The 26605-nt window shown below is 41.6% G+C and carries 26 protein-coding genes and 1 tRNA gene; 22 read left to right on the top strand and 5 right to left on the bottom strand.

Annotated elements, in window-relative coordinates:
- Positions 1 to 168: 168 nt before the first annotated feature.
- Positions 169 to 1803, bottom strand: a complete 1635-nt coding sequence (nadB, locus tag FTV43_RS00315) for an L-aspartate oxidase (RefSeq protein ID WP_162495521.1) — start codon at positions 1801 to 1803, stop codon at positions 169 to 171.
- A 331-nt stretch (positions 1804 to 2134) separates the two neighbouring features.
- On the opposite strand from nadB, the gene FTV43_RS00310 reads away from it, so the two are divergent.
- From FTV43_RS00310 to FTV43_RS00260, 11 genes are all read left to right on the top strand, one after another.
- A complete protein-coding gene (locus FTV43_RS00310) occupies positions 2135 to 3517 on the top strand; it encodes a Do family serine endopeptidase (RefSeq protein ID WP_131261155.1) in 1383 nt (460 codons plus the stop codon).
- A 167-nt stretch (positions 3518 to 3684) separates the two neighbouring features.
- Complete coding sequence (locus FTV43_RS00305; RefSeq protein WP_179994617.1) at positions 3685 to 4131, top strand: thioesterase family protein; 447 nt, start codon at positions 3685 to 3687, stop codon at positions 4129 to 4131.
- A 318-nt stretch (positions 4132 to 4449) separates the two neighbouring features.
- Entirely contained in the window at positions 4450 to 6267 is a 1818-nt protein-coding gene (lepA, locus tag FTV43_RS00300; protein ID WP_004971725.1) for a translation elongation factor 4, read from the top strand.
- 21 nt (positions 6268 to 6288) lie between these two features.
- Entirely contained in the window at positions 6289 to 7116 is an 828-nt protein-coding gene (gene lepB / locus FTV43_RS00295) for a signal peptidase I (protein ID WP_004971724.1), read from the top strand.
- Positions 7117 to 7140: 24 nt separating this feature from the next.
- Positions 7141 to 7512 (top strand): DUF4845 domain-containing protein, encoded by a 372-nt coding sequence (locus FTV43_RS00290; protein ID WP_178865619.1) that lies wholly within the window; start codon positions 7141 to 7143, stop codon positions 7510 to 7512.
- A complete protein-coding gene (rnc, locus tag FTV43_RS00285) occupies positions 7484 to 8185 on the top strand; it encodes a ribonuclease III (protein ID WP_004971722.1) in 702 nt (233 codons plus the stop codon). The genes FTV43_RS00290 and rnc overlap by 29 nt, the downstream gene beginning before the upstream one ends.
- A 2-nt stretch (positions 8186 to 8187) precedes the next feature.
- Positions 8188 to 9210 carry a GTPase Era gene (gene era, locus FTV43_RS00280; protein ID WP_178318868.1) on the top strand — a complete coding sequence of 341 codons (1023 nt, stop codon included), beginning with the start codon at positions 8188 to 8190 and terminating at the stop codon, positions 9208 to 9210.
- Between the two features lie 22 nt (positions 9211 to 9232).
- Positions 9233 to 9427: an NF038104 family lipoprotein gene (locus FTV43_RS00275; RefSeq protein ID WP_154320888.1), complete on the top strand. Its 195-nt coding sequence runs from the start codon at positions 9233 to 9235 to the stop codon at positions 9425 to 9427.
- Between the two features lie 14 nt (positions 9428 to 9441).
- Positions 9442 to 10155, top strand: coding sequence for a DNA repair protein RecO C-terminal domain-containing protein (locus FTV43_RS00270; protein ID WP_179994729.1), 714 nt, complete (start codon positions 9442 to 9444; stop codon positions 10153 to 10155).
- Positions 10156 to 10166: 11 nt separating this feature from the next.
- On the top strand, positions 10167 to 10892 hold the full coding sequence (gene pdxJ, locus FTV43_RS00265) for a pyridoxine 5'-phosphate synthase (protein ID WP_179994728.1): 726 nt from the start codon (positions 10167 to 10169) through the stop codon (positions 10890 to 10892).
- 39 nt (positions 10893 to 10931) lie between these two features.
- Complete coding sequence (locus FTV43_RS00260) at positions 10932 to 11585, top strand: tRNA-(ms[2]io[6]A)-hydroxylase (RefSeq protein WP_179994616.1); 654 nt, start codon at positions 10932 to 10934, stop codon at positions 11583 to 11585.
- A 281-nt stretch (positions 11586 to 11866) separates the two neighbouring features.
- On the opposite strand, the gene FTV43_RS00255 is transcribed toward FTV43_RS00260, so the two are convergent.
- Positions 11867 to 11942 (bottom strand) — tRNA-Asn (locus FTV43_RS00255).
- Positions 11943 to 12192: 250 nt separating this feature from the next.
- Here FTV43_RS00255 and FTV43_RS00250 point away from each other — a divergent pair.
- Both FTV43_RS00250 and FTV43_RS00245 read left to right on the top strand, forming a co-directional pair.
- Positions 12193 to 12651, top strand: coding sequence for a hypothetical protein (locus FTV43_RS00250; protein WP_178318832.1), 459 nt, complete (start codon positions 12193 to 12195; stop codon positions 12649 to 12651).
- 139 nt (positions 12652 to 12790) lie between these two features.
- The gene (locus FTV43_RS00245; RefSeq protein WP_096901096.1) at positions 12791 to 13618 is read left to right on the top strand and encodes a DMT family transporter; all 828 of its coding nucleotides are present in this window, start codon (positions 12791 to 12793) and stop codon (positions 13616 to 13618) included.
- Between the two features lie 198 nt (positions 13619 to 13816).
- Here the strand turns inward: FTV43_RS00245 and FTV43_RS00240 are convergent, their stop codons facing one another.
- The gene (locus FTV43_RS00240; protein WP_004971708.1) at positions 13817 to 15052 is read right to left on the bottom strand and encodes a pyridoxal phosphate-dependent aminotransferase; all 1236 of its coding nucleotides are present in this window, start codon (positions 15050 to 15052) and stop codon (positions 13817 to 13819) included.
- 218 nt (positions 15053 to 15270) lie between these two features.
- Between FTV43_RS00240 and FTV43_RS00235 the strand changes: the two genes are divergently transcribed.
- Positions 15271 to 15450 (top strand): hypothetical protein, encoded by a 180-nt coding sequence (locus FTV43_RS00235; RefSeq protein WP_004971707.1) that lies wholly within the window; start codon positions 15271 to 15273, stop codon positions 15448 to 15450.
- 56 nt (positions 15451 to 15506) lie between these two features.
- Here the strand turns inward: FTV43_RS00235 and FTV43_RS00230 are convergent, their stop codons facing one another.
- On the bottom strand, positions 15507 to 16295 hold the full coding sequence (locus FTV43_RS00230; protein ID WP_004971705.1) for a hypothetical protein: 789 nt from the start codon (positions 16293 to 16295) through the stop codon (positions 15507 to 15509).
- A 252-nt stretch (positions 16296 to 16547) separates the two neighbouring features.
- Between FTV43_RS00230 and uvrB the strand changes: the two genes are divergently transcribed.
- The 5 genes from uvrB to FTV43_RS00205 all read left to right on the top strand — a co-directional run bounded on the left by uvrB (position 16548) and on the right by FTV43_RS00205 (position 22730).
- On the top strand, positions 16548 to 18575 hold the full coding sequence (gene uvrB / locus FTV43_RS00225) for an excinuclease ABC subunit UvrB (RefSeq protein ID WP_179994615.1): 2028 nt from the start codon (positions 16548 to 16550) through the stop codon (positions 18573 to 18575).
- Between the two features lie 170 nt (positions 18576 to 18745).
- The gene (locus FTV43_RS00220; protein WP_004971700.1) at positions 18746 to 19345 is read left to right on the top strand and encodes a lipocalin family protein; all 600 of its coding nucleotides are present in this window, start codon (positions 18746 to 18748) and stop codon (positions 19343 to 19345) included.
- A gap of 177 nt (positions 19346 to 19522) precedes the next feature.
- Complete coding sequence (gene rarD, locus FTV43_RS00215) at positions 19523 to 20443, top strand: EamA family transporter RarD (protein WP_179994614.1); 921 nt, start codon at positions 19523 to 19525, stop codon at positions 20441 to 20443.
- Between the two features lie 268 nt (positions 20444 to 20711).
- The gene (locus FTV43_RS00210; RefSeq protein WP_179994613.1) at positions 20712 to 22169 is read left to right on the top strand and encodes a glyceraldehyde-3-phosphate dehydrogenase; all 1458 of its coding nucleotides are present in this window, start codon (positions 20712 to 20714) and stop codon (positions 22167 to 22169) included.
- 198 nt (positions 22170 to 22367) lie between these two features.
- A complete protein-coding gene (locus FTV43_RS00205; protein WP_179994612.1) occupies positions 22368 to 22730 on the top strand; it encodes a helix-turn-helix domain-containing protein in 363 nt (120 codons plus the stop codon).
- Between the two features lie 64 nt (positions 22731 to 22794).
- On the opposite strand, the gene FTV43_RS00200 is transcribed toward FTV43_RS00205, so the two are convergent.
- Complete coding sequence (locus FTV43_RS00200; protein ID WP_179994611.1) at positions 22795 to 23991, bottom strand: MFS transporter; 1197 nt, start codon at positions 23989 to 23991, stop codon at positions 22795 to 22797.
- On the opposite strand from FTV43_RS00200, the gene FTV43_RS00195 reads away from it, so the two are divergent.
- Genes FTV43_RS00195 through proB form a run of 3 tightly spaced genes read left to right on the top strand, consistent with a single transcriptional unit; the run spans position 23972 to position 26582 of the window.
- Entirely contained in the window at positions 23972 to 24160 is a 189-nt protein-coding gene (locus tag FTV43_RS00195) for a hypothetical protein (RefSeq protein ID WP_131261149.1), read from the top strand. The two genes, FTV43_RS00200 and FTV43_RS00195, sit on opposite strands and share 20 nt — an antisense overlap.
- A gap of 46 nt (positions 24161 to 24206) precedes the next feature.
- Positions 24207 to 25421, top strand: a complete 1215-nt coding sequence (gene cgtA / locus FTV43_RS00190) for an Obg family GTPase CgtA (RefSeq protein ID WP_004971687.1) — start codon at positions 24207 to 24209, stop codon at positions 25419 to 25421.
- A gap of 27 nt (positions 25422 to 25448) precedes the next feature.
- Positions 25449 to 26582, top strand: a complete 1134-nt coding sequence (gene proB / locus FTV43_RS00185; RefSeq protein ID WP_096901091.1) for a glutamate 5-kinase — start codon at positions 25449 to 25451, stop codon at positions 26580 to 26582.
- Positions 26583 to 26605: the final 23 nt, after the last annotated feature.

Raw genomic sequence — 26605 nt, 5'->3', positions numbered from 1 at the left:
GATGAATTCTTGGGGGGAGGTTTAGTAAGTTAACGTCATCATATTCAAAATGATAAAATACCGAATCGTGTTATGGAACACGATTCGGTGCTTTCTTGCATTAGAATTCAAATGCACTTTATTCACAGATACTTTTATGCAAATGCTGTTGTGTAACAAGCAATCAGATCACTCATTCACCAATGGGGTTTCCACTTGGAAGTTTGGTGGAATAAGCACAGTTTTACGCAATTCAGGCGCAAGTTCAGGATAATCTAGCGTGAAGTGTAAACCGCGTGATTCCTTACGTTGCATGGCACAGCGCACAATCATTTCCGAAACTAAAACCAAATTACGCAGTTCAATTAAGTTTTTACTGACTTGATAGTCCTGATAATACTCGGTGATTTCACGTTTCAGCATTTCAATGCGGTGCAAGGCACGCTCTAAACGCTTGGTGGTGCGTACAATGCCGACATAGTTCCACATGGTTGCGCGTAGCTCATCCCAGTTTTGTAAAATCACCACATCTTCGTCAGGATTCGTCACTTGCGAATCATCCCAAGCAGGGACGTCAGGCGAGCTATAATCTGCGGTGTAATGAGCTTCAATATGTTTGGCGGCAGCCATTCCATAGACAAAACATTCTAAAAGAGAGTTACTTGCCATACGGTTAGCACCATGTAAACCTGTATAAGAAGTTTCACCAATCGCATATAAACCAGCAATATCGGTTTGGCTATGTTCATCCACCATTACTCCGCCACAAGTGTAGTGGGCAGCAGGTACAACAGGAATCATATCGGTAGTGATATCAATGCCCAATTCCAGTAAACGTGCATACAGCGTTGGGAAGTGTTCTTTCACAAATTCTGCAGGTTTATGGGTGATGTCTAACCACACATGACGAATACCTAAGCGTTTGATTTCATAGTCAATCGCACGTGCTACAATGTCGCGTGGCGCCAATTCTGCACGCTCATCAAAACGCAGCATAAAACGCTCACCATCGGGTAAACGCAAATATGCACCTTCACCACGCATGGCTTCAGTAATTAAAAACGAACGTGCTTGAGGATGATACAAACAGGTCGGATGGAATTGGTTAAATTCCATATTTGCCACACGACAACCTGCACGGTATGCCATCGCCATACCATCACCTGTAGCAATGTCTGGGTTAGATGTATATAGATAGGCTTTCATTGCACCACCGCAGGCAAGTGCGGTAAATGGCGCAAGGAAGCTATGCACTTTTTGTGTTTTTTCATCTAATGCATATAAGCCCAAAGCGCGATTGCTTTCATTTAAACCTAATTTTTGCGAGGTAATTAAGTCAATCGCAATATAATTTTCAAAAATGGTGATGTTTTGCTGTTCTTGGGCACGTTGTACCAAAGTGGTCGAAATTGCGCGTCCCGTTGCATCGGCAGCGTGAATGATACGTCGCTGTGAGTGACCGCCTTCACGGGTTAAGTGCAACTGTTCTTGTTCATCTAAAGTAAATTGCACACCTTGTTTCAGCAGAAAATCTACCGAAGGTTTGCCGCCTTCTACGGTTTGCTTGACGGCATCCATTTCACATAAATGAGCACCTGCAATCATAGTGTCATCTATGTGTTGTTCAATTGAATCTGTTTCATCAAGAACTGCCGCGACACCGCCTTGCGCATAGAAAGTGCTGGCTTCAGTAAGGGTAGATTTCGCCAAAACGGCAATATTGAAATGCTGGGGTAATGAGAGCGCTAAACTCAAACCTGCACCACCACTTCCCACAATAATCACATCAAATTGATGTGTTGTGTTTAAATTAGGCATGTCCATCAGCTAATTTGAAAAAAGTTGGATAATGACACCCCTTTTTACAGAAAAAGGCAAGTGCGAAGTGGATTTGAATAATGAAAAAAAAGAATAAACTGGCAACTTTTATGGAATATCCCACTTTTATTGTGATTCGATTCCACGCTTTTCATTTATAGCACTTTGGCGCATCATTTTTGATGGGTCAAATATAAGATGCGATCTCAGCTATCCTCCACAGTGCCTGCCAAACCGTAATTGAAAAAGATTCAACATTTTATTACGCAAAAGCCTATTATTTTGTGCTAAATAAGGTGAGTTCAAAGTCATAATTATTATTGAGTGAATGCTATTTATGAAAAATCGCAACTTAAAAAAAGGTTTATATGCGGCTGTTTTTACTATGGCAACTGTGCAGACTCAAGCAGCACCACCAGTAGACTTTTCTAATTTGGTTGAGCAGGTTAGTCCTGCGGTGGTGAGTGTCAATGTTGTCAAAAAAATGAGTCAGGAAGAACTCTTACAACAACAAGTTCCAGAAATTTTACGCCGTTTTTTTGGCAATCAAGTGATTATTCCTCAACAGCAAATTCCACAAGAAAAAACAGGTTACGGCAGTGCCTTTTTTATCAGTAAAGATGGATACCTTTTAACCAATCACCACGTTGTTGAAGATGCTTCTAAAGTTACCATTGTACTGAATGACCGCCGTGAACTTGATGCAACTGTCGTGGGTAGTGATGAACGTACCGATGTCGCGTTATTAAAAGTGCAGGGCAGCAGTTATCCAGAACTGCGTACAGGCAATGTCGATCAATTACGTGTAGGTGAGCCTGTACTTGCGATTGGTTCACCATTTGGCTTTGACTATTCTGCATCGGCAGGAATCGTGAGTGCCAAAATGCGTAATATGATGGGTGAAACTTCAGTGCCATTTATTCAGACCGATGTGGCGCTTAACCCAGGTAACTCAGGCGGGCCACTATTTAACCAGCGCGGTGAAGTGGTCGGCGTGAACTCCCGTATTTTTAGTGGTACGGGTGGTTATATGGGCTTGTCATTCTCCATTCCTATTGATGTTGCCATGGATGTTGCCGATCAGTTAAAGCGTAACGGTAAAGTGACTCGTTCTTATTTAGGGGTGAGTTTACAAGATATTGACCGCAATTTGGCAGAATCTTATAAACTCAGTAAGCCTGAAGGTTCATTAATTACTCAAGTTGCACCAAACTCACCTGCGGCACGTGCAGGTTTGCGCGCGGGCGATGTGATTCTTAAATACAACGGCACACCTATTTCCAGAACGTCTGAATTGTTGAACTATTTAAACCGTTCAGTGCCAAATCAAAGTATTCAGCTTGAAGTATTACGCGATGATAAACGCCGTAATATTACCGCTACGGTGAGCACAGCACCTGACGACACGCCTGCCAAAAACAACCCTGATACCGCAGCCAAAGGCCCTGTTTTAGGGGTGTCGATTCGTGATTTAAGCGTTGCAGAACAACGCCAATTAGATATTAAAGGCGGTGTGCTGATTCAGGAAGTGCGTCGTGGTGGTTCGGCAGCTCAGGCACGTATTATGCCAGGTGATGTGATTGTGCAACTGAATAACACCACCATCCAAAATGCCAACCAATTTGTTGAAACAGTATCTACCTTGAAACAAGGTACAATTGCGCGTGTGGTGATTATTCGCCAAGGGCAACGTGCGATTATTGGCATGCGTATTCAATAAGTTGAAGTGGCATAAAATCGTAAATCTAACTAAATTTAGCATATTGCTAAACTTTAGATAGTCACTTATTTTAAGAAAGTCGCTCTTGAACTGGAGCGACTTTTTTTATGTAACTCGGTATTTTTGTTAGACTAGACCGACATCGCCGTTTTAGTTAAAAGGATGACATGAGCAGCATATTTGATTTAAAAATCACCGTACAGCCAGAACATATTGATATTTTAGGGCATGTCAATAATGTGGTGTATGTGCAGTGGATGCAGGATGTAGCATCGGCACATATCAAAACATTAGGCTTAGGTGTGCAGGAATACTTAAAACTAAAACATGCGATGGTGGCGGTGGAACATCATGTGCAATATCGTAAAGCGGCACTCGAAGGTGAGGAGCTGATTTTGCGTACATGGTTAAGTGATTTGAATGCGTTGTATTCATTCCGCCAATATGCGTTTTATCGCCCTCAAGATAAAAGTCTGCTGTTTATGGGCAATACACAATGGGCTTGTGTGGAAATTGCTACAGGTCGTCCAAAACGCATGTCACCGACATTTACGCAAGCCTATCAACCCCTTGCTGCTGATGTGAATCCGTTGGATTTTAGTGAGTATGATTAATTAAGAGGAATTGAAGCACCAAGTGTAGCGTCATTGAAAGTTGCCGCATGTTATTGCTCTAGATGTTGTCAAAGAGGGTGTTTGCCCGTTTCAAACAGCATGATGTGGCTTTCAATTTTCACTTTAATCACGACATACATCTCTGCATAAAAAGCCTGAAACTCTCGAATAAAAAGAAAAACGCGTGAGGCTGCAAAAGGAAGTCATTATTATGGATACATTGAAAAATCCATCTGCTATAATCCTTCGCAATTTCTATTCGGCTTTTGCTCTGCATGAATTTTGAGGTGCAGAGCGTGTTATTTTTCAAGGTAACCCATGGCGCAAGCTAAAAAAACTGTTGATATTAAAAACATCCGTAACTTTTCGATCATTGCCCATATTGACCATGGTAAATCGACTCTAGCAGATCGTTTCATTCAAACCTGTGGTGGTTTACAAGATCGTGAGATGCAAGCTCAGGTGTTGGATTCTATGGAGCTTGAGCGTGAGCGTGGGATTACCATTAAAGCCACCTCAGTGACTTTATACTACAACCATCCAAATGGTCAGGAATACCAGTTAAACTTCATTGACACCCCAGGACACGTTGACTTTTCCTATGAAGTATCACGTTCTTTGGCAGCCTGTGAAGGTGCGCTATTGGTAGTCGATGCGGCACAAGGGGTAGAAGCGCAATCAGTTGCAAACTGCTATACCGCAATTGAGCAAGGCTTAGAAGTTTTACCTGTACTGAATAAAATTGATTTACCGCAGGCAGAACCTGAGCGCGTGATTCATGAAATTGAAGAAATTATTGGTATCGAAGCGCAAGATGCACCCACCTGTTCGGCTAAAACAGGTTTAGGCATCGACAATGTATTAGAAACCTTGGTGAATGTCATTCCTGCACCACAAGGTGACCGCGATGCGCCATTGCAAGCCTTAATTATTGACTCATGGTTTGATAACTATTTGGGCGTTGTGTCGTTGGTACGTATCAAGCAAGGTCGTGTGCGTAAAGGCGATAAAATGTTGATGAAATCGACAGGTCAAACGCACATCATTACCTCAGTTGGTATTTTTAATCCAAAACATACCGAAACAGGTATTTTAGAAGCAGGTGAAGTTGGCTTTGTTATTGCGGGTATTAAAGATATTTTCGGTGCGCCAGTCGGCGATACCATCACACTTGCAACGACACCAGAAGTAGAAACCTTACCAGGCTTTAAAAAAGTTAAGCCGCAGGTTTATGCGGGTTTATTCCCAATTGATGCCAGCGACTTTGAACCGTTCCGTGAAGCCTTGCACAAACTACAAATTAACGACTCAGCATTGTTCTTTGAACCTGAAAGTTCAGATGCTTTGGGCTTTGGTTTTCGTTGTGGTTTCTTGGGCATGTTGCACATGGAAATCGTACAAGAGCGTTTAGAGCGTGAGTACGATTTAGACCTAATTTCATCAGCTCCAACGGTTATTTATGAAGCTGTGATGAAAAATGGCGAAACGGTTTATATCGACAGTCCATCTAAAATGCCTGATGGTTCAACTGTAGAAGATTTGCGTGAACCGATTGCGGAATGTCATATTTTAGTGCCGCAAGAATACTTGGGTAACGTCATGACCCTATGTATTGAGCGTCGTGGTGTGCAAAAAGACATGAAATTCTTGGGTAACCAAGTGTCTATTACTTTTGAAATTCCAATGGCAGAAGTCGTGATGGATTTCTTTGATAAATTGAAGTCATGTTCACGTGGTTTTGCATCGTTAGATTATAACTTTGTGCGTTTTGAAAGTTCATCTTTGGTTAAAGTAGATGTACTGATTAACGGTGAAAAAGTTGATGCCTTAGCGATGATTTGTCACCGTCAGGATGCACGTCACCGTGGTATTGCCTTGGTTGAAAAAATGAAAGACTTGATTCCGCGTCAAATGTTTGATGTGGCTATTCAGGCTGCCATTGGTGCACAAATTATTGCGCGCTCAACCGTGAAAGCGATGCGTAAAAACGTACTTGCGAAGTGTTATGGCGGTGACGTTTCTCGTAAGAAGAAACTGCTTGCCAAGCAAAAAGAAGGTAAGAAACGTATGAAGCAAGTGGGAAGTGTTGAAATCCCGCAAGAAGCTTTCTTGGCCGTACTTAAAGTCGAACGCTAAAATTATAAGGATAACAAGCCCATGGATTTTGATTTTAATTTGATTCTCGTTCCTGCCACATTATTTTTTATTGCGGTGTGGCTGCTCGATAAATTTGTATTTAAACAAAGAGCGACGAAAGGGCGAGGCAATGAAAACTTCATTATCACATGGGCTTATGATTTTTGGCCTGTTTTGGCAGTGGTGATGGTACTGCGTTCATTCCTGTATGAACCATTTAATATTCCGTCAGATTCTATGGTGCCAACCTTAGAAACGGGCGATTTTATTTTGGTGAACAAGTTTGAATATGGCGTGCGTTTGCCAATTATTAACAGCAAAATTATAGATGTGGGTTCGCCTGAGCGTGGCGAAGTTGCGGTGTTCCGTTATCCACCACAACCAAGCATTAGTTATATTAAGCGTATTGTCGGTTTACCAGGCGATCATATTGTTTATGATCATGGTCAGCTGAGCATTAATGGCGAGAAAGTAACGAAAACCCCAATCCAGTTTAGCCGTGAAAAAGACAGTCTAGATACACCTACTTCAATTTACCATCAGGAAACTTTAGGGGCGCATACATTTACCATGCGCGAGCTTGAAGGTGTAAACGTGGCGCGTCAGGCACCATTCCTGAACTATGTAGACAATGGTAAATATTCAGCAGAAAATGGTTTATATTGGGAAGTCAAAGTACCTGAAGGTCATTACTTCGCGATGGGGGATAACCGCGATCAAAGTGCTGACAGTCGTTTTTGGGGCTTTGTACCAGAGGAAAACCTAACAGGCCGTGCATTCTATGTCTGGATGCATAAAGAACCTGGGTTTAATTTGCCGTCATTTAGTCGTAACGGCAAAATTGATTAATAAAGCAGATTAGGAAAATAAAAAATGCGTCATCAACAAGGGGCATCCTATATTGCAATTTTAATTGCAATTATTGGTTTTGCATTTATGGCAAAAGTAGCAGTTGCAGTTTGGGCACCATATTTCGATGATCGAATGTTGGACAATCAAATTGAAGAACAATTGTTGAATGGGCCAAAAAATCTATCACCACAACAGTTTATTGGTGAAATGGACAAGCGTTTAAGCATGAACAACATTCGCGATATTAAATTTGCAGATGTGGCTCAAGTGACTAACGTCGATGGTTTAGAAGTGAAAAAAGAATATGAAATAAGAAAACCTTTCTTATTGAATATTGATATTGTAATGAAGTTCGAGAAAAGTTTTGATCAAAGCTCAGTCCAAGCTAAATGAGACCCGTCTAGCCAGCCGAATCGGTTATCAGTTTAAGCAACCTGAATTGCTTAAATTGGCTTTGACTCACCGCTCGGTGAGTCATAAACACAATTACGAACGTCTGGAATTTCTAGGCGATTCGTTGTTGGGAATGATTGTTGCCAATTATTTATATGTGGCTTATCCACATGAAAATGAAGGGCGTTTAACGCGCATGCGGGCAACACTGGTGCGTCAGGAAGCCTTAGGTAAAATTGCCAATGATTTAAAGCTCAGCCAAAATTTAATTCTCAGTACAGGTGAATTGAAATCTGGTGGTCATCATCGTGAGTCTATACTGGCGGATACCGTAGAAGCGATTATTGGCGCCATTTATGTCGATAGCGGTGATTTGAATTTGCTGCAAACGATTGTGCTAAAATGGTATAGCCCTTATTTAGATCATATTGAGCCAACCGATCAACTCAAAGACCCTAAATCACGCTTACAAGAGTATTTACAAGCACGTAAAAAACCTCTCCCGGTTTACGAGGTTGTAGATATTCAGGGCGATGCACCGAATCAGCATTTCATTGTGGAATGCCGAGTCGATAGTTTGCCTGTAATGAAGGGTGAAGGTTCAAGCCGTCGCTTTGCCGAGCAGGCAGTTGCGGCAGATATTTTAAAATTCTTGGAGCAAAAGTCTGAATGACCATCCATTCCGATCACGTAGATGCTGATCACGAGTCGAATAACGACGCCAATGACCTAATTAACCAATTCTTTAGCGGTCAGGGAACTGAAATTCCATCTGATTTCCGCAGTGGTTTTGTTGCGATTGTTGGTCGCCCGAATGTGGGTAAATCGACCCTCATGAACCACTTATTGGGTCAAAAACTATCCATTACTTCACGTAAACCGCAAACCACACGTCACAAAATTGTGGGAATTGATTCACGTGAAAAATCTCAGGCTGTGTTTGTAGACACACCAGGGATGCATAAAAAAGAAGTCCGTGCCATCAACAAAATGATGAACCGTGCTGCATCATCTGCTTTGCGTGATGTGAACTTGGTTTTGTTTGTGGTGGATGCACAAAAATGGACGCAAAATGATGAGTTAGTCCTAGAAAAGCTGAAAAATGCAGAAATGCCAGTGATTCTAGTGATTAACAAACTCGACACTTTTGAGAATAAAAATCAGGCTTTGCCGATTATTCAAGAACGTGCCAAGTTAATGAACTTTGCCGAAATTGTACCTGTATCGGCATTGCGCGGCGCGAACCTAGATCATTTGCGTGACACGATTGAACGCTATTTGCCATTCCAGCCACCGTTGTACTCGCTAGATCAAATCACAGACCGTTCAGAACGTTTCTTGGCATCTGAAATTATCCGTGAAAAGATCATGCGCCAATTGGGCGAAGAACTGCCTTACGATTTAACCGTGCAAATCGAATCATTTAAAACTGAAGATGCGGTTTTAAATGAAAAAACGGGTCGTATGAAAGCGCCATGTACCTATATTGATGCCACTATTTTTGTAGATCGCCCAGGTCAAAAAGCCATTGTGATTGGTGAAAAAGGCGCGAAGCTGAAAAAAATTGGTATGGATGCACGGGTCGACATGGAAAAAATGTTCGAGCAAAAAATCATGTTAACGCTTTGGGTGAAAGTCAAAGGTGGTTGGTCTGATGACGAACGTGCATTAAAAAGCTTAGGATATAGTGATATCTAAGTTTGACGAAAAGGGAACTGTGATGATGAAAGTGTTGGCCATTGTGGCATGTATGTTTGTCTTGCAAGGTTGTATTCACAAAGTTGTGACAGTTCCCGTAAAAGTCGCCTACAAAACCACAAAAGGTGTGGTGAAAGGCACTGCTGCTGTAGTTGGTGCTGTCATTCCAGATGGTGATGACGAAGAAAAATCCAAACAAGAATCCTCTAAAGAATAGGATTAATTGACGCAATCATGCGTAATGAAATCTTGCATGGTTATTTAATCCATCATCGAAAATACCGCGAACGTAGCCATATTGTGCATTTGTTTACTCGCGAACATGGGCGGGTCGATGGTATTTTAAGACAAATGCCACCGCCACAATATCAACCGATTCGCATACAAGCTTCGGGAAAATCAGACCTTAAAAATTTCACTAAGCTGGAAATTGTCAATCAACCCGTTTTTTTCTTTGGTGATGCATTTTTTTCAGGCTTTTATTTAAATGAAATTGTGTTGCGCTTGTGTTTTGCCGAAGTGGAAATGCCTGAAACTTTTGTGCAATATCACCAGACTTTGGCGCATTTACAACATTTATCTAGTCAAGAAAATCCTAATCTATTTTTAAGACAAATTTTACGTCAGTTTGAACATGCATTATTGGAAGAATTAGGCTATGCGATTGATTTTTCAGTCGATGCGAACCAAGAGCCGATTCAGCCCAATCTACATTATCATTTTCAACTGAATGATGGTTTTATTCCCAACGCTCAAGCTTCACGGTCAAACTTACTCGGTGCGCAGATTCTGAGTATGTGTGACTATGAAAAGGGTAGGGATTTTAACCCAGAGCAGTTACAATTTCTGTCTAGACTGTATCGGCAAATGATTAGTTCACTGTTGGGTGATCGACCTTTAAAAAGTCGCCAATTGTGGATTCAGAATTCTCAAACTCAAGCGTAATGTAGGAATCTATTATGGCTTTACTCGGTGTCAATATTGACCATGTGGCAACTTTAAGACAAGCGCGTGGCACGAACTACCCAGACCCTGTAGAGGCCGCGTTGATTTGTGAACAAGCGGGTGCAGAGGGGATTACTTTGCATTTGCGTGAAGACCGTCGTCATATTCAGGATGATGATGTACGTCGTATGCGTCCATTGCTGAAAACCCGTATGAATTTGGAAATGGCCGTGACTGAAGAAATGATTGCTTTTGCCAAAGAAATTCGTCCTCAGCATGTGTGTTTGGTGCCAGAACGTCGTGAAGAAGTGACCACAGAAGGCGGTCTAGATGTTGTGGGGAGTTTTGAAGCTGTCAAGGCTGCGACGCAAGAATTAACCGCAATGGGCTGTGACGTTTCATTGTTTATTGATGCTGATATTGCGCAAATTGATGCGGCAGTGGCATGTGGTGCACCAACGATTGAAATTCATACAGGCGCGTATGCCAATGCAGAAAATGAAGCTGCACAGCAAGCCGAATTGACCCGTATTGTTCAGGGCGTAGAATATGCAGCTAGCCGTGGCTTAGTGATTAATGCAGGGCATGGCTTGAACTTGGACAATGTAGGTGCAATTGCCGCTATTCAACACATCCATGAGTTAAATATTGGTCATGCTTTAATTGGTGATGCTGTATTTGTCGGCTTGGAACAGGCTGTAAAACGCATGAAAGCTGCGATTGATGCAGCGCGTTAATCTGCATATTTAAAATTGAAAGATAAAATTTGAAACGTTATGTCCAGCATAAATTATGATGAATTGATGCAGCCTGTAATTGCATTTTTAGGCTGTGAAACACCTAAAGAATGGTTGAACGAAGCATTAAAAAATTTAGATATTTTGATGCAGGATCATGCTAACTGTGAAAAGAAAGCAGCGGGTACAGCCATGAACCTGATGTTCCGTTACAGCTTTTTTACCGATTTACAGGTCAAATTGGCGCAATTGGTACGTGAAGAAATGCTGCACTATGAACAAGTATTGGAGTTCATGGCAAAGCGTGGGCAGGTGTGGCAGGGTTTAAGTGCGGGGCGTTATGCGGGGGGGTTACGTAAAGAAATCCGAACCTATGAGCCTGAAGCACTAATTGATGTTTTGGTGATAGGTGCCTTTGTAGAAGCACGTTCATGCGAGCGGTTTTATGCGCTTGCGCCATTGGTAGATGAAGAATTAGGTAAGTATTACCGTTATTTACTGAAATCAGAATCACGGCATTATGAAGATTATTTGGCACTGGCTTTGGATGTTGCAAAAACGGAAAAACTGAAAAACCCTGAAGAAGATATTCAGGGACGAATTCAGCATATACGTGAAGTGGAAAAGAATCTGATTTTAAGTCCAGATGATTTGTTCCGTTTTCATAGTGGCGTGCCTGTGCAAGCCGCTTAAAACTTGTAGATGATCTAAGATAGAAAACGGAACTTCGGTTCCGTTTTTTTATCAATCAAGTTATTGCTTAGGTATTTTGATTGTGGATTGTTGCCTAAGTCACTTAGAAATGATCAAGGCTAAGATTAGGAATTACATTAAGCTGAATTGCCCAAAACAGTTACATTCATCTTTTTGAACGATTAAGGCATGAATCGCTGCTTGGTTATTTACAGACCACATCATCCATAAATTCTAGGCAATAAAAAACCCAAGTCGTTATGCTTGGGCTTTTTAGAATTTGGCTCTCCCACCTGGGCTCGAACCAGGGACCTGCGGATTAACAGTCCGTCGCTCTACCGACTGAGCTATGGGAGAATCTGAATGCGATTATAAGCAGATTTAAGCAAGGGTCAAGCATAAATTGTCATGTTTCTTTCATTTTGACTTTATATGCTTTTTATTTGAACAAAAAACAAAATTTTCTTAAAAAAACACCCACAAGACTTGCGTTACATAAAATCGGTTGTTAGTCTGAGTAACAGAACAAAGCGTTTAAGTAGCATCTTAAACAGTGTGGATTTAACCCAACTTGCCAGCACTAAAATGGCTAAATCGGAGTAAGCGAATGAATACGCTCAGCATTTCTGACATTTTTTCTCAATTTTCTTATTATCAAGAACATTATCTTTCTATCTTGTCTACGCCTGAACAATACTACACTGCTGTAGAAGGCGCGTTTATTCATGTCTGGCCTTTGGCACCTCAAGATTTGTATTTGGGCGATTTATTGCAGTTGTGGTTTAGTGAAAAATGGCTCATTCAATCATCCTGCCAATTGCTTTCAGACCATCCAGACAATGGCACCAAAAAACCATTACAGCGTGATCATGATTTATATTTGTACCAACTGGCGGGTAGTGCGCTTTCGGGGAGCAACCGTTCACGCGTGTGGTCTGTGTCTGAACAAAAACAATTGCGTGTAGAATTAGACTCTGCTTTTCGCTATTTATGTGAATATAAAGCGACAACTCAACCTGTAGTGTCTAAATCAGAGTTGATCGCAGCATTGAAAAACAGTATCTAATCTAAATAGTATTTAATCTAAGATGATTTATCATTTCAGCCAAATAGATTTGTATTGAATTGAGCGAAATGACTTGCACTAAAATAGTGTTCTAAACTGCGATAAAGATTTGCGAACAGCTTGAAAAGGATATTCAGCCGTGTGGATTAAAATATGCATTGCCATGCTCGCATTTGCTGCAAATTCCTTGCTGTGTCGTTTGGCATTGGCTGAACAGCAAATTGACCCTATTAGTTTTAGTTTGCTCAGGGTTGGCAGTGGAGCAGTGTGCTTAGGACTGTTCTATGCTGTTTTGCAGGTTCAACAACCAATTCAATTCCAATGGAAATCTGCACTCAGCCTTGCTGTATATCTGCTCGGTTTTTCGTTAGCATATTTGCATATAGACGCAGGCATAGGCGCATTGATTCTATTTGGCGCAGTGCAAATCACCATGATCAGTTATGCGATTTTGCATGGTGAGCGCATGACTTTGCCGCGCTGGGTCGGGTTAGGTTGTGCTATATTGGGGATGGGTTTGTTGCTATTGCCTGAAGCCAGTACGCCAACGTTCAAATATGCATTGATGATGTTACTGGCAGGTATTGCATGGGGTTTTTACAGTATTGCTGCAAAGACGATGCAGCATGCTTTAACCAATACTCTATCTAATTTCATTCTGGCGACACCACTTGTTGCTGTATTTTTTCTTTGGCATTTACCTGAAAGTTTTATCACTTGGCAGGGTGTGGTTTTGGCAGTGTTGTCGGGTGCATTGGCTTCGGCTGGCGCGTATGTGTTGTGGTACAGCATTGTGAAAAAAATTGATCACATTACCGCAAGTACTGTGCAACTTTCTGTACCGTGTTTGGCGATTTTAGGCGGTGTGATTTTTTTAGGTGAACAACTCACCCTGTTGATGGTCGTGGCAACCTTGATTGTGTTGTGTGGTATTTTGATGGTGATTTTAACTAAACCACGTGTATAAAACCGTTTAGATTGCTGTTGTTTTGATTTTTTTGTATTGGAATTTTTATATCAATCAAGAAATGATCTTGAGGCTTTTTAAAAGCGTTATTTGTGATCTCTCTCCTCAGAAATGAGGAAAAATGATGAGTGAAAAAACGTAATTAAAACAAAAACCCACGATTCAATCGTGGGTTTTGTTCATCTAAACAGGTTTAGATTATTTGGCAGCTTTTTCAGCTTCGATTGAAGCAATCGCTTCATCTACACCTTCAATTGATTCTGCTGCTTTTTTGATACGTGCAAGCGCATCTACAAGCACTTCGTCTGCAGTTGCATAAGAAATACGCATGAAACCGCCTAAACCGAACGCATCACCAGGAACAACGGCAACACCAGTTTCTTCCAATAACCAAGCAGAGAATTCTGTGCAAGATTTTAAGCCTTTCGCACGAATCAATGGTTTGATGTTTGCATACGCATAGAATGCGCCATCTGCAGGTAAGCAAGAAATACCTTTGATGTCATTCAAACCATTTACAACTAAGTCGTGACGGCGTTTGAATGCTTCAACCATTGGCTCAAGTACGTCTTGTGGGCCGTTCAATGCAGCTTCTGCAGCAACTTGCGAAATAGAAGTTGGGTTAGAAGTCGATTGAGATTGAATTTTCTTCATCGCACCAATTAGTTTAGCAGGGCCCGCTGCATAGCCAATACGCCAGCCAGTCATTGCATAAGCTTTAGACACACCGTTTAATACGATTGTGCGGTCATAAAGGTCTGGTGCAACTGTTGCGATGTTATAGAACTCATCATCCCAACGGATTGGTTCATACATATCGTCAGATGCAATGAATACTTCAGGGTATTTGCGTAGTACAGCAGCCAAAGCTTCTAATTCAGCTTTAGTGTAGATCATACCTGTAGGGTTAGATGGGCTGTTTAACACCACTAAACGTGTTTTGTCAGTGATCGCAGCTTCTAATTGTTCAGGCGTGATTTTGAAACGTTGTTCTTCACCACATTCCACAATAACTGGCACGCCTTCAGCAATAATCACCATATCTGGATAGCTTACCCAGAACGGTGCAGGGATAATCACTTCATCACCCTTGTTTAACAAAGCCAACGCCAAGTTAAAGAATGATTGCTTACCACCACAAGAAACCAAAATTTGGTTCGCTTGGTAGTCAAGATTATTGTCACGTTTTAATTTTGCGATAATGGCTTTTTTAAGACCAGGCGTACCGTCAACAGCAGTATATTTTGTAAAACCGTTATTAATTGCTGCAATAGCTGCATCTTTGATGTGTTGTGGTGTATCGAAATCCGGTTCACCTGCACCCAAACCAATAACGTTATGACCCGCAGCTTTAAGTTCAGCGGCTTTATTGGTTACTGCAAGTGTTGGGGACGGTTTGATGGCATTGACACGATCAGAGAGACGTACGTCCACGGCATATTCCTTCTTATAGGGATAAAAAAATAAAAAGCATATTATCTTAGCCTAAATTCGATGTCTGCGTCGTTTAAAATTGCATCAAATTAATAAAAAATCACCAAATTAGACCAATTTCCTATGAAATCGTGATTAAAACTGCTGTGAGGTGGAAGTTTCTCGCATCGGGCGGCAAAAAACTTTAAAATAGTCCAAATTTTATAAGAGTGATGGTCATGAGTAAGCAGCAGCCTACTTCAAAAAAACCATTGGTGAATCTCCCATTCCCAATGCCAAACACAGCGCAGGATAATGATCAGGCGGTACATAATTCGGTGCGTCCTAAACCTGAGCAATATGCGGATAAGACTTGGCCACCGCCACGTGGTACTCGTCGTTCGATGGGTAAGCGCTAAAAAAATGCCACAATTACGTGGCATTTTTTATTGATGGGGATTTAAAAGTATTGAAATTAACGAACATGCTTACGCGCTTTGTTGGCAGGTTTTGGCGGCGAGATTTCACGTACGCCATGCCATACATCGCTAAAATCTTGCTCGTTGATATTATACAATTCCAATAAAGCCAAAATCGCTGCACCAAATAGCATTGGGCCTTCTGAATTATTTTGGAACTCGAATACCTTACCATTTAAGTTGTGCAAAATATCCTGAATTTCAAAGACCCGATCACGCCCATTGCTGTCAGTTGGGTACATTTGTGTATTCAATATGATTTTAGCCAAGGCTTTTTCATTATCGCTCAATGCCAAGACTTCAATTAATTCATCGGTGGCAGGGGTAAAAATCACAGAATCACGGTAAATGGTGTGTAGTAATTTTTGCGTTAGTTTAGGCAATGCTTTTTCGACAAAAGGACGAAACGACGCAGGAAAAATCACATTATGGGCAATGCCTTTAAACATAGGGGCAATTTCTTCAACCGTATAACCTGCAATACCACAACCAATTGAAGTTAAAAAATACTTCATTTTAGGATGGTTTTTGGCATAGATTTTAAAGTCATCCACATAGTGCTGAATTTGCGATAGTGGCATTTGTTGTAAATGTTCATTCATGGTTGGAATGGCAAAACTTTGTCCTGCCCAACCGCGCCCGACGCCTTCAACGGCACCAAAAAATTCTTTGGCTGTTCGTGCTGCACCACCTGCATGTTGTCCTGCCATGTTACTGCCAAATACGAAAACAGTATCTTCAGGGAGGCTTTTGATAATTGATTCGTCGTGATATTGGTAAGTCATGAATGTGTGCTTTTATGGTTGTCGTCCTGAAATTTCATGTTGCCTTTGAATAGCCAGTGGGTCAAGTCTTAAAGCAGTTTCCCCGTGCTCAATTTAGTCGTAGCACATCTTCGTTCTAACAGCGTCCAATACAGAATTAAAACCGAGCAATGGCTTTGTAGCTACGCAACATCGCCACAACATATTCGGATGTCCTGAGTGTAGGCAAATCTGCTAAAATATTAGGTCGCATCAAACCTGAGAGCTGCATTTGTGAGTGATAAGCAACCTTTCGATTTAGTCACCAACTATCAACCTGCGGGTGACCAACCACAAGCCATTGAAAAATTGGTTCAAGGGATAGAACAGGGCTATCATGATCAGCTATTACTTGGGGTTACAGGCTCAGGTAAGACTTATACCATGGCCAATGTGATTGCCAGAACACAGCGTCCGACCATTGTCATGGCACATAACAAAACGCTGGCAGCGCAGTTGTATGGTGAGTTTAAAGCGTTCTTTCCGAACAACGCAGTCGAATATTTTGTCAGTTATTATGACTATTATCAGCCTGAAGCCTATGTACCATCTTCCGATACTTTTATTGAAAAAGATGCGGCTATTAATGATCATATTGACCAAATGCGACTCTCTGCGACACGTGCATTATTAGAACGTCGTGATGCGATTATTGTGGCGTCTGTTTCTGCTATTTATGGTTTGGGCGATCCGAATGCCTATATGAGTATGTTACTGCATGTGGTGCAGGGAGATCGGGTGAATCGGGATGATTTGATTCGTCGTTTGGTCGAAATGCAATACACGCGCAATGAGCTAGAGTTTTTGCGTGGTACTTACCGTATTCGGGGTGAAATTTTAGATATTTTCCCAGCTGAATCTGATCAGCATGCTATTCGCATAGAATTGTTTGATGATGAAGTTGATTCGATTCGCTGGTTTGATCCACTCACAGGCAAATTGGTACGCAAAGTACCACGGGTGACGATATATCCTAAAAGTCACTATGTAACGCCTAAAGATAATTTGGAACGCGCGATTGGTACCATTAAAGAAGAGTTGAAAGAGCGTTTGGTGTTTTTCCGTGAACACGACAAATTGCTGGAAGCGCAGCGTATAGAACAGCGTACCCGTTATGATTTAGAGATGATGCAACAATTGGGTTATACCAATGGCATTGAAAACTATTCACGACATTTGTCTGGCCGTCCCGCAGGTGAAGCTCCACCAACTTTGTTTGATTATGTACCTGATGATGCTTTGCTAATTATTGATGAGTCACACGTGACTGTGCCGCAAATAGGCGCAATGTATAAAGGTGACCGCTCCCGTAAAGAAAACTTGGTGAATTATGGTTTCCGTTTGCCAAGTGCGTTGGACAACCGTCCCATGAAATTTGAAGAATGGGAGCGCATCGTGCCATCCACAATTTATGTGAGTGCCACACCTGCACAATATGAATTGGAAAAATCACAGCAAATTGTAGAGCAAGTGGTGCGTCCAACAGGGTTGATTGACCCTGAAATAGAAATTCGTCCTGTGCTGACGCAAGTGGATGATGTGCTGTCTGAAATCAATTTGCGTAAAGAATTGAATGAGCGGGTGTTGGTCACCACTTTAACCAAACGCATGGCTGAAGATTTGACCTCGTATTTAAAAGAATACGGCATTCAAGTGGCTTATTTACACTCTGATATTGATACCGTAGAACGCGTCAAAATTATTCACGAATTACGTACAGGCGTGCATGATGTCTTGGTTGGCATTAACCTGTTACGAGAAGGTTTAGACATGCCTGAAGTGTCTTTAGTGGCAATTTTAGATGCCGACAAAGAAGGCTTTTTACGTTCAGAACGTTCGTTGATTCAAACCATTGGACGTGCAGCACGTAACTTGAAAGGTAAAGCAATTTTATATGCAGATCGCATTACCGATTCAATGCAAAAGGCGATAGATGAAACAGAGCGTCGTCGTGCCAAACAAATTGAATTTAATGAATTGCACGGCATTACTCCACGTAGTGCAGTGCGTCAGGTGATTAAAGAAATCGACACAGGTGAAGTGCTGAACGATGAGCAAATTGATGAAAAAATCAATGCACAAAGCCGTGCTTTAAGTGACGATGAACAGCACATTTTGGCTGATCCTAAACTGTATGCCAAACATATTGCCAAACTTGAAAAAGAGATGTTGAAAGCATCTAAAGAACTGCAATTTGAACAAGCGGCTCGTTTACGTGATGAAATTTTGCGTTTAAAAGCGCAAATGTTGCAATCTGGCTAAATTGGGGCGAATTGCACTGTCAGTGTAAGTGCGAGTTTGCATACTAAACTTGCTATGTAAAATTTGAGTTGCAAAAATTACATATCCATACAGTAAATTGAAATGCTTGCGGTTATTTTTGAAGAAGATAAACAAAATTGACTGAACATTAGAGTTTAGAGGTTGGGACAATGGCTAAAAAACTTCCGTTTGCAGGTGCGCGACTTGCCAAAATTGCCCTTGGTGGTGTGGTGCTGATTGGTTTGGGTGCTGCGACTATGGCATATTCCAAAACCAATGAACCGATGAAAACGGTAGAAAAAGTCGAATTAGATAAATATTTAGGCGTTTGGTATGAGGTTGCAAGAAAGCCTTTATATTTCCAAAACAAATGCGGTTCAAATGTAACAGCAGCATATACATTGAATGAAAATGGCAATGTGCAGGTGGATAACCGTTGTATTGCAAAAGATGGCAAACAAATGCGTGCTTTGGGCGAAGCTTTTGTACAAAATGCGCCTTTTAACAGCAAACTCAAAGTTAGCTTTTTACCTGAAGTCATTCGTTGGTTGCCTGTAGGGCGTGGTGATTATTGGGTGTTAAAGCTAGATGATGACTATCAAACTGCCTTGGTGGGTGAACCACGCCGTAAATATTTATGGGTACTTTCACGTACGCCGCATCCTGATCAGGCTGTCGTGACTGAATATCTGAACTATGCCAAATCACTCGGTTATGACTTAAGTGATGTGATTTATACCAGACATACGCAAACTAAAAAGTCAGACTAAGTTGCAGCAGCTCCAGAGCTACTTATAGATATAAGCAGACAAACGTATGCAGACCAATTGACCACGCAAAAGCTGCGTGGTTTTTTATATCCTGTCATTTTAAATTTTGAACATTCGATCAATCTCTAAAACAACGTATATATGAGTATAATGCCGACTGATATAGGGGAGAGTCGGATGTATAAAGGCATTGCACTATCGGTTTTAGCATCGGTCACTTTTGGGGTGCTGTATTTTTATACCCAATTACTCAAACCTTTAGACAGCGAAGAAACTTTTGCGTGGCGTATGTTGGCAACTTTGCCATTCCTAACTTTGTTTATGTGGTGGTCGGGAGATTTAAAACATATTTCCGCGATTTTTCAGCGGCTCAAACAACAACCACAATTCATACTTTGGCTGATTTTTAGTTCTTTTTTATGCACTACGCAATTGTGGTTATTTTTGTGGGGGCCGATTAACGGGCGTGGTTTGCAGGTTTCTTTGGGTTATTTCTTATTGCCTTTGATCATGGTTTTGCTTGGCTGTGTGCTATATAAAGAAAAGTTATCGACTTGGCAGATGGCAGCAGTTGCCTTAGCCATGCTAGGTGTCAGTCATGAAATCTGGCGCATTGGCACGGTGGCGTGGGAAACCTTATATGTGGCATTTGCCTATCCTTTATATTTCTTTTTACGTCGGGTCTTTCAAACCGATCACTTGGGCGGGTTTTGGTGGGATTTACTGCTAGTTATTCCTGTCGCGGTATATTTAGGCTTTTATTATAGTGACAGTGTAAATGTCATCGCAGCTTTTCCATATTTAATTTGGTCGGTACTTGGATTGGGCTTTTTAAGTGCATTGGGACTTGGCAGTTATATTTTGGCCAGCCGCCATTTGCCTTTTGTGATTTTTGGTTTACTGAGTTATTTAGAACCTGTGCTGTTGGCTTTTGTGTCTATGTTGTTAGGTGAACGAGTTGAAGCAGGGGAATGGCTGACTTATATCCCAATTTGGTTGGCAGTTGCATTATTGGTGGTTGAAGGGTGCTTGCATTTAAGAAAGCAAAAAATGAATCAGCAAGATTTACAGCGGAAAATTCAACAGTCATCTGAATAATAAAAGCCGTCGTTATGGTGAGATATTCAAATTTCCAAGAGGATAATGAGGTTTGGCATCATCCTCCTTTTCGTCTAAAAAATTGAACTTTTGTTGAAAAAACTAAAATCACAAAAATAATTACAACTATTTTATGAATTTATAGTGAATATATAGGAAAATATTCGGGTCAGTACCAGCTTTTGATTCAATCTTGACGACAATTCCATTACAATTATCGGGTTTTGAAATTCATGCCTAGATATACAATTAATTAGAGGACGTATCTGTGAGCAAAGAGACTATCATCGCCCTACACGCAGAGCACCAAGGTCGCTGGAAAAACCGTGAAGAAATCGCGGAACGTATGATTGCTTTACTCGGTCAGTTGTACCGTGAAAAAAATATCATGGTTTCAGTTTTTGGTCGTTCTTTAGTTAACCGTTCTGTGATTCAAATTTTGAAAGCACACCGTCGTACTCGTATGATGGACGTAGAACTTTCAGTTGTTCACACTTTCCCATTGCTTGAAGCTTTGGCTAAAGTAGACAACATCGGTTCAGCAGAAATCGACTTAGGTAAACTTGCTGTTGAATATAAAGAAAAAGGCGGCGATGTAAATGCATTTGTTGCAGACGCTGTGAAATCTTTAGCGGGCAATCCAACAACTGTAGAAAGCAAAGATGTTGTACTTTACGGTTTTGGTCGTATTGGTCGTATCCTTGCGCGTTTAATCATTGGTCAATCTGGTCTTGGCCGTGGCTTAAACCTTAAAGCAATTGTGGTACGTAAATCGTCTGATGGTGATTTAGAAAAACGTGCGTCTTTATTGCGTCGTGACTCTATTCACGGTCCATTTGCAGGCACGATTTCTGTAGATGAAGAAAATGAAGCAATTATCGCAAATGGTAACTTCATTAAAGTGATCTATGCGTCTAACCCATCTGAAGTAGACTATACGGCTTATGGCATCAACAATGCATTGGTGATTGACAACACGGGTAAATGGCGTGATGCAGAAGGTCTTGCACAACACCTTCAATGCCCAGGCGCTGCACGCGTAATTTTAACTGCACCTGGTAAAGGTGACATGAAAAACGTGGTTTACGGTGTTAACCAAGCTGACATTCTTGATGAAGATACCATCATTTCTGCGGCAAGCTGTACAACAAACGCGATTACACCAACTTTAAAAGTGTTGCATGACAAGTACATCGTTGTGAATGGTCACGTTGAAACTGTTCACTCATTCACTAACGACCAAAACTTGATTGATAACTACCACAAGGCAGATCGTCGTGGTCGTGCGGCAACTTTGAACATGGTTATTACTGAAACTGGTGCAGCAAAAGCAGTTGCGAAAGCATTGCCTGCATTGCAAGGTAAATTAACAGGTAACTCTGTACGTGTTCCAACGCCAAACGTATCACTTGCTATCTTGAACTTAACGCTTGAGAAAGAAGTAGATCGTGAAGAAGTGAACGAATATATTCGTCAAATTTCAATTCACTCTAACCTTCAAGGTCAGATTGGTTATACCAACTCGACTGAAGTGGTTTCAAGCGACTTCATTGGTTCACGTACTGCGGGTGTATTTGACGCGCAAGCAACCATTACTTCTGGCAACCGTTTAACTGCTTACGTTTGGTATGACAACGAAGTGGGTTATAGCTGTCAAGTATTACGTATCGCTGAGCAAATGGGTGGCGTAAGTTATCCAAAAATTCCTGCTGAAACAAATGCATAATTTGTAACATCAGAATTTGAAAAAGAGCCTTTTTAAGGCTCTTTTTTTCTACATTTTTTCTATGCTTAAAGCGTATGATAGATATTTGAAGTTTTAGCAAAATAAGTTATTCTAAACTTACAAAAATAAAGTCTATGTTTAAAAGTAAGCTTGATTTTTAATTCAACTTTTAAGGTCAATCTACACAAGGATTAAGTTATGCAATATGCCAGCAGTCATGTACTCGGACAAGTCCTTGCCAAAGATTGTCCATCTCGTATTTTGTTAGAACACCTTGCCAATAAATGGTCGATGTTGGTGCTGCATTGTTTGAGTGAGGGTTTACATCGCTTTAGTGAGTTAAGACAGCGCATTGAAGGGGTGAGTGAAAAAATGTTGGCACAAACCCTGAAAATTTTAGAACAAGATGGTTTGATTTTACGCACTGTCTATCCAACCGTACCACCTAAAGTGGAGTATCAACTTACGTTTGAAGGTTCACAAATTGCAGCAAGAGTGAATCAACTGATTGAGTATTTAGAACAGCATTTGCCTGAAACTTCACAGCAATCTTCTCACTAATGGATTACTCATCTTTTAGGGAAGTCGCTGTAGATGTTCCTACTCCAAAGCACATTCTGGATGATTAAATAGTGCGTCGATGTGAAAAATCATAACGATCAATCAGCAAAATCCCGATGGCAAATACCAAAATACTGACAACACAACCCATCCAGCCCCAGTGTTGCCATGCGTAGACCGCCGTCAGTGAACCAAGTGCTGCACCTGAAAAATAAATAGTCATATATACCGCATTAATGCGGGAACGTGCGGTGGCATCAATTCGGTACACCAAGTTTTGATTCAATACGTGAAAAGCAGTTAGACCAAAATAACTCATCAATACGCCAACGGCATAAGCCACAATATTCTGCTGTGCAAAAAAGAGTGGAATGCAAGAAAACAACATCAAGCCAATACATAATATTGCGACAAAATTCTCACGACCTTTGCCGACCGTTTTACCCGACCAACTTGACGAGAAAATTCCAATCACACCCAATAAACCAAAAAGCCCAATTTGAAAATCACTAAAATAATAAGGCGGATTGGCTAAAACAAAAGTCATGGAAGTAAAAACCAAGGACAAAATGGCAAAGCCCAAAGCGCCCGCGCACGCTCTACGAATTAAATGTGGTTGGGTTATAGCCAACTGAATTAAAGAACGATAAATGCCTGCCACAGTCAAATTTTTATTGGCAGCTGTAGAGGGAAGTTTTGTCCACATTAAGCCTGCAAAAAGTAGGGTGATGATGCCGCTGCTGAAATAGACAGCTTCCCAAGACCAATAGGTCGATACAAAACCCGCGAAAGTGCGCGATAAAATAATCCCCATTACCAAGCCACTCATCAATTTGCCGACAATGGCAGCACTCGATTCAGGTGGACTGATGCTAGATGCAAATGGAATAAGCACTTGTGCAGAAATCGCACCAAAAGTGGCACATACGGTAAAGAAATACAGCATGGCTAAATTGCTGCTAAAAGACAGCAAAATTTGCGAAAACGCAGCAAAAACCATCAGACTGACAATCAATTTACGCTTATTTAGCAAGTCACCTAAAGGCACGAGTAACATTAAACCTAGTCCATAGCCTATTTGTGCCAAAACCACAGCAAAGCCTGCCTGACTGGTGCTAATTCCTAAACTTTTTTCAATTGAATAAATTAAAGGCTGATTAAAATATGCCGATCCCGCACACAAGCCACAGGCGGTTGCCATGAGTAAAATAAATTTAGGCGATAAAGCAGGCGTGGTTGTGGTGGCAACAGCATTAGACATGGCGGCAGAAAGCAAACAAGGGTTAAAGCACTATAAGAACTTAGATGGCGAAGGAGAAATAAGAAAAAACGATCATATCATTGCTAAAAGAAATGAGTGTTTTGAACAATCAAGGATAAAAAGCATCTACGCATACGATTGCATAAATATAATTCGAGAAATTCTCTAAAATATGGCAGAATATACGGCTTTTAAAGTTTTAGAGGATTGGCAAGATGCGCTTTGTTGATGAAGCAGTCATTACCGTAGAGGCTGGCGACGGTGGCAATGGCGTAGCCAGTTTTCGCCGAGAGAAATTTGTACCATTTGGTGGGCCAGATGGCGGTGATGGTGGTCGTGGCGGCAGTATTTTTATTCAAGCCGACGACAACGCAAGCACCCTTGTAGATTATCGTTATACCCGTAAATTTCGCGCTGAACGTGGTAAAAACGGTTCGGGCGCAAACTGTGCAGGTCGTGGTGGTGAATCTGTCGTTTTGACCGTTCCAGTGGGCACAACCATTGTAGATACAGACTCTGGCGATATTATTGCAGATTTAGTCGAAAGCGGTCAGAAAGTATTGGTCGCTCAAGGCGGTGATGGTGGTTTAGGGAATACTCACTTTAAATCATCTACCAACCGAACACCGCGTAAATTCACGCATGGTACCAAAGGTGAATTCCGTGAAATCCGTTTGGAGTTGAAAGTCCTTGCCGATGTAGGCTTGCTAGGCATGCCAAACGCGGGTAAATCGACCTTTATTCGTGCCGTGTCTGCGGCAAAACCAAAAGTTGCTGACTATCCATTTACCACCATGGTGCCAAATTTAGGCGTGGTGGATGCAGATCGTCATCGTTCTTTTGTCATGGCAGATATTCCAGGACTAATTGAAGGTGCAGCAGAAGGCGCAGGTTTGGGGATTCGCTTCCTGAAACACTTGGCGCGTACTCGTATTTTACTGCACATTGTGGATGTTCAACCTATTGATGGTTCTGATCCTGCGTACAATGCCAAAGCAATTCTGCAAGAGTTGGAAAAATTCTCTCCAACTTTGGCAAAGTTACCAATCGTGTTGGTGTTGAATAAACTTGATCAACTTCCTGAAGATTCACGTGAAGAATGGTGTAAACACATTCTTGAAGAATTGCAGTGGGATGGTCCTGTGTTCAAAACTTCAGGCTTAATGTCTGAAGGTACACAGCAAGTGGTGTATTACTTGATGGATCAAATTGAGCAACAACGTGAACGCGAAGTTGAAGATCCTGAGTACGCAGCAGAAATGAAAGCATTCCGTGATCAGCTGGAAGCTGAAACACGTGAACAAACCATTGCCGCGAAAGAAGCGTATCGTGAGATGCGCCGTCAGCAACGTCTTGCAGGTATGTTGGGCGATGACGACGAAGACGATGATGGAGAAGATGGCGAAGTAGAAGTGTACTACGTACGCTAAGCGCTACAAAAAGTGACTGAGGACAAGATGATAGAAGTGGTAGATGGGCAACGTCAGCTCAAGGGTTGTAAACGAATCGTTGTTAAAATCGGATCATCTTTACTCACAGCCAATGGGCAAGGTTTAGATTTGGATGCAATCTCGCATTGGGCGGGACAAATTGCAGATCTACACAATGCTGGACACGAAATTATTTTAGTGTCATCGGGAGCTGTGGCTGAAGGTATGGTGCGAATGAAACTTGAGCATCGACCCACTGATCTACCCAGTCTTCAGGCATGCGCTGCCATTGGTCAAATGGGTCTGATTCAGACTTGGTCAAGTGTGCTGGAAAAACACCAGATTCAAACTGCACAAGTCCTATTAACCCATGATGATTTGGCAGATCGTCGTCGTTATTTAAATTCCTGTGATGCATTGCAAAACCTGATTGAATGGCGCGTGATTCCTGTCATCAATGAAAATGACACAGTCTCTACTGATGAAATTCGCTTTGGTGATAATGACACTTTGGCTGCGATGGTGGCAGGGCAGGTACATGCAGATTTGTTGATTATTTTGACCGATCAGCAAGGCATGTTTGACTCCGACCCACGTTCTAATCCAAACGCAAAACTGTTCCATACTGTACGCGCTTTGGATGAAAGTCTGTTTGATATGGCGGGTGGTGGCGGCAAGTTTGGGCGCGGTGGCATGCTGACCAAAGTCCGTGCAGCGCGTTTGGCGGCTAAATCGGGTTGTCCAACTTTAATTGCCAGTGGTGAAAGTGACAACGTGCTTGCGCGTTTAATGGCGGGCGAAATGTTGGGTACACTGTTCATTACTGACAATGACCGTATTGCAGCGCATCAACAGTGGTTGGCGGCACATTTACAAACGGCAGGACGTTTGGTGATTGATGATGGCGCAGTCAAAGCCATTAAAGAAAATCATCGCAGTTTATTGCCTGTGGGTGTAAAAGCGGTAGAAGGGCATTTTGAACGTGGCGATGTGGTGGAGTGTGTAGATACACAAGGTCATCGTGTCGCTGTGGGACGTGTTAATTTTAGTTCACGTTCTGCAGATTTGGTCAAAGGCTTGGCTTCTGACAAAGTGCATCAGGTGTTAGGCGAGGCACGTTCGTTGGAGATGATCCATCGCAATCACATGGCGATTTATTGATGTTGTAATACATTGAAAATAAA

This window comes from Acinetobacter sp. YH16053 (assembly GCF_013417035.1).
GTDB lineage: Bacteria > Pseudomonadota > Gammaproteobacteria > Pseudomonadales > Moraxellaceae > Acinetobacter > Acinetobacter towneri.
Note: the sequence above shows the minus strand (reverse complement) of the source record. Positions and strands in the feature narration are given on the sequence as shown.

Bases quoted from the DNA above. Each gene is read 5' to 3' on its own strand.
- nadB (WP_162495521.1), bottom strand. From the start codon at position 1,803: ATGGACATGCCTAATTTAAACACAACACATCAATTTGATGTGATTATT.
- FTV43_RS00310 (WP_131261155.1), top strand. From the start codon at position 2,135: ATGAAAAATCGCAACTTAAAAAAAGGTTTATATGCGGCTGTTTTTACT.
- FTV43_RS00305 (WP_179994617.1), top strand. From the start codon at position 3,685: ATGAGCAGCATATTTGATTTAAAAATCACCGTACAGCCAGAACATATT.
- lepA (WP_004971725.1), top strand. From the start codon at position 4,450: ATGGCGCAAGCTAAAAAAACTGTTGATATTAAAAACATCCGTAACTTT.
- lepB (WP_004971724.1), top strand. From the start codon at position 6,289: ATGGATTTTGATTTTAATTTGATTCTCGTTCCTGCCACATTATTTTTT.
- FTV43_RS00290 (WP_178865619.1), top strand. From the start codon at position 7,141: ATGCGTCATCAACAAGGGGCATCCTATATTGCAATTTTAATTGCAATT.
- FTV43_RS00275 (WP_154320888.1), top strand. From the start codon at position 9,233: ATGATGAAAGTGTTGGCCATTGTGGCATGTATGTTTGTCTTGCAAGGT.
- FTV43_RS00260 (WP_179994616.1), top strand. From the start codon at position 10,932: ATGTCCAGCATAAATTATGATGAATTGATGCAGCCTGTAATTGCATTT.
- FTV43_RS00250 (WP_178318832.1), top strand. From the start codon at position 12,193: ATGAATACGCTCAGCATTTCTGACATTTTTTCTCAATTTTCTTATTAT.
- FTV43_RS00235 (WP_004971707.1), top strand. From the start codon at position 15,271: ATGAGTAAGCAGCAGCCTACTTCAAAAAAACCATTGGTGAATCTCCCA.
- FTV43_RS00230 (WP_004971705.1), bottom strand. From the start codon at position 16,295: ATGACTTACCAATATCACGACGAATCAATTATCAAAAGCCTCCCTGAA.
- FTV43_RS00220 (WP_004971700.1), top strand. From the start codon at position 18,746: ATGGCTAAAAAACTTCCGTTTGCAGGTGCGCGACTTGCCAAAATTGCC.
- rarD (WP_179994614.1), top strand. From the start codon at position 19,523: ATGTATAAAGGCATTGCACTATCGGTTTTAGCATCGGTCACTTTTGGG.
- FTV43_RS00205 (WP_179994612.1), top strand. From the start codon at position 22,368: ATGCAATATGCCAGCAGTCATGTACTCGGACAAGTCCTTGCCAAAGAT.
- FTV43_RS00200 (WP_179994611.1), bottom strand. From the start codon at position 23,991: ATGTCTAATGCTGTTGCCACCACAACCACGCCTGCTTTATCGCCTAAA.
- cgtA (WP_004971687.1), top strand. From the start codon at position 24,207: ATGCGCTTTGTTGATGAAGCAGTCATTACCGTAGAGGCTGGCGACGGT.
- proB (WP_096901091.1), top strand. From the start codon at position 25,449: ATGATAGAAGTGGTAGATGGGCAACGTCAGCTCAAGGGTTGTAAACGA.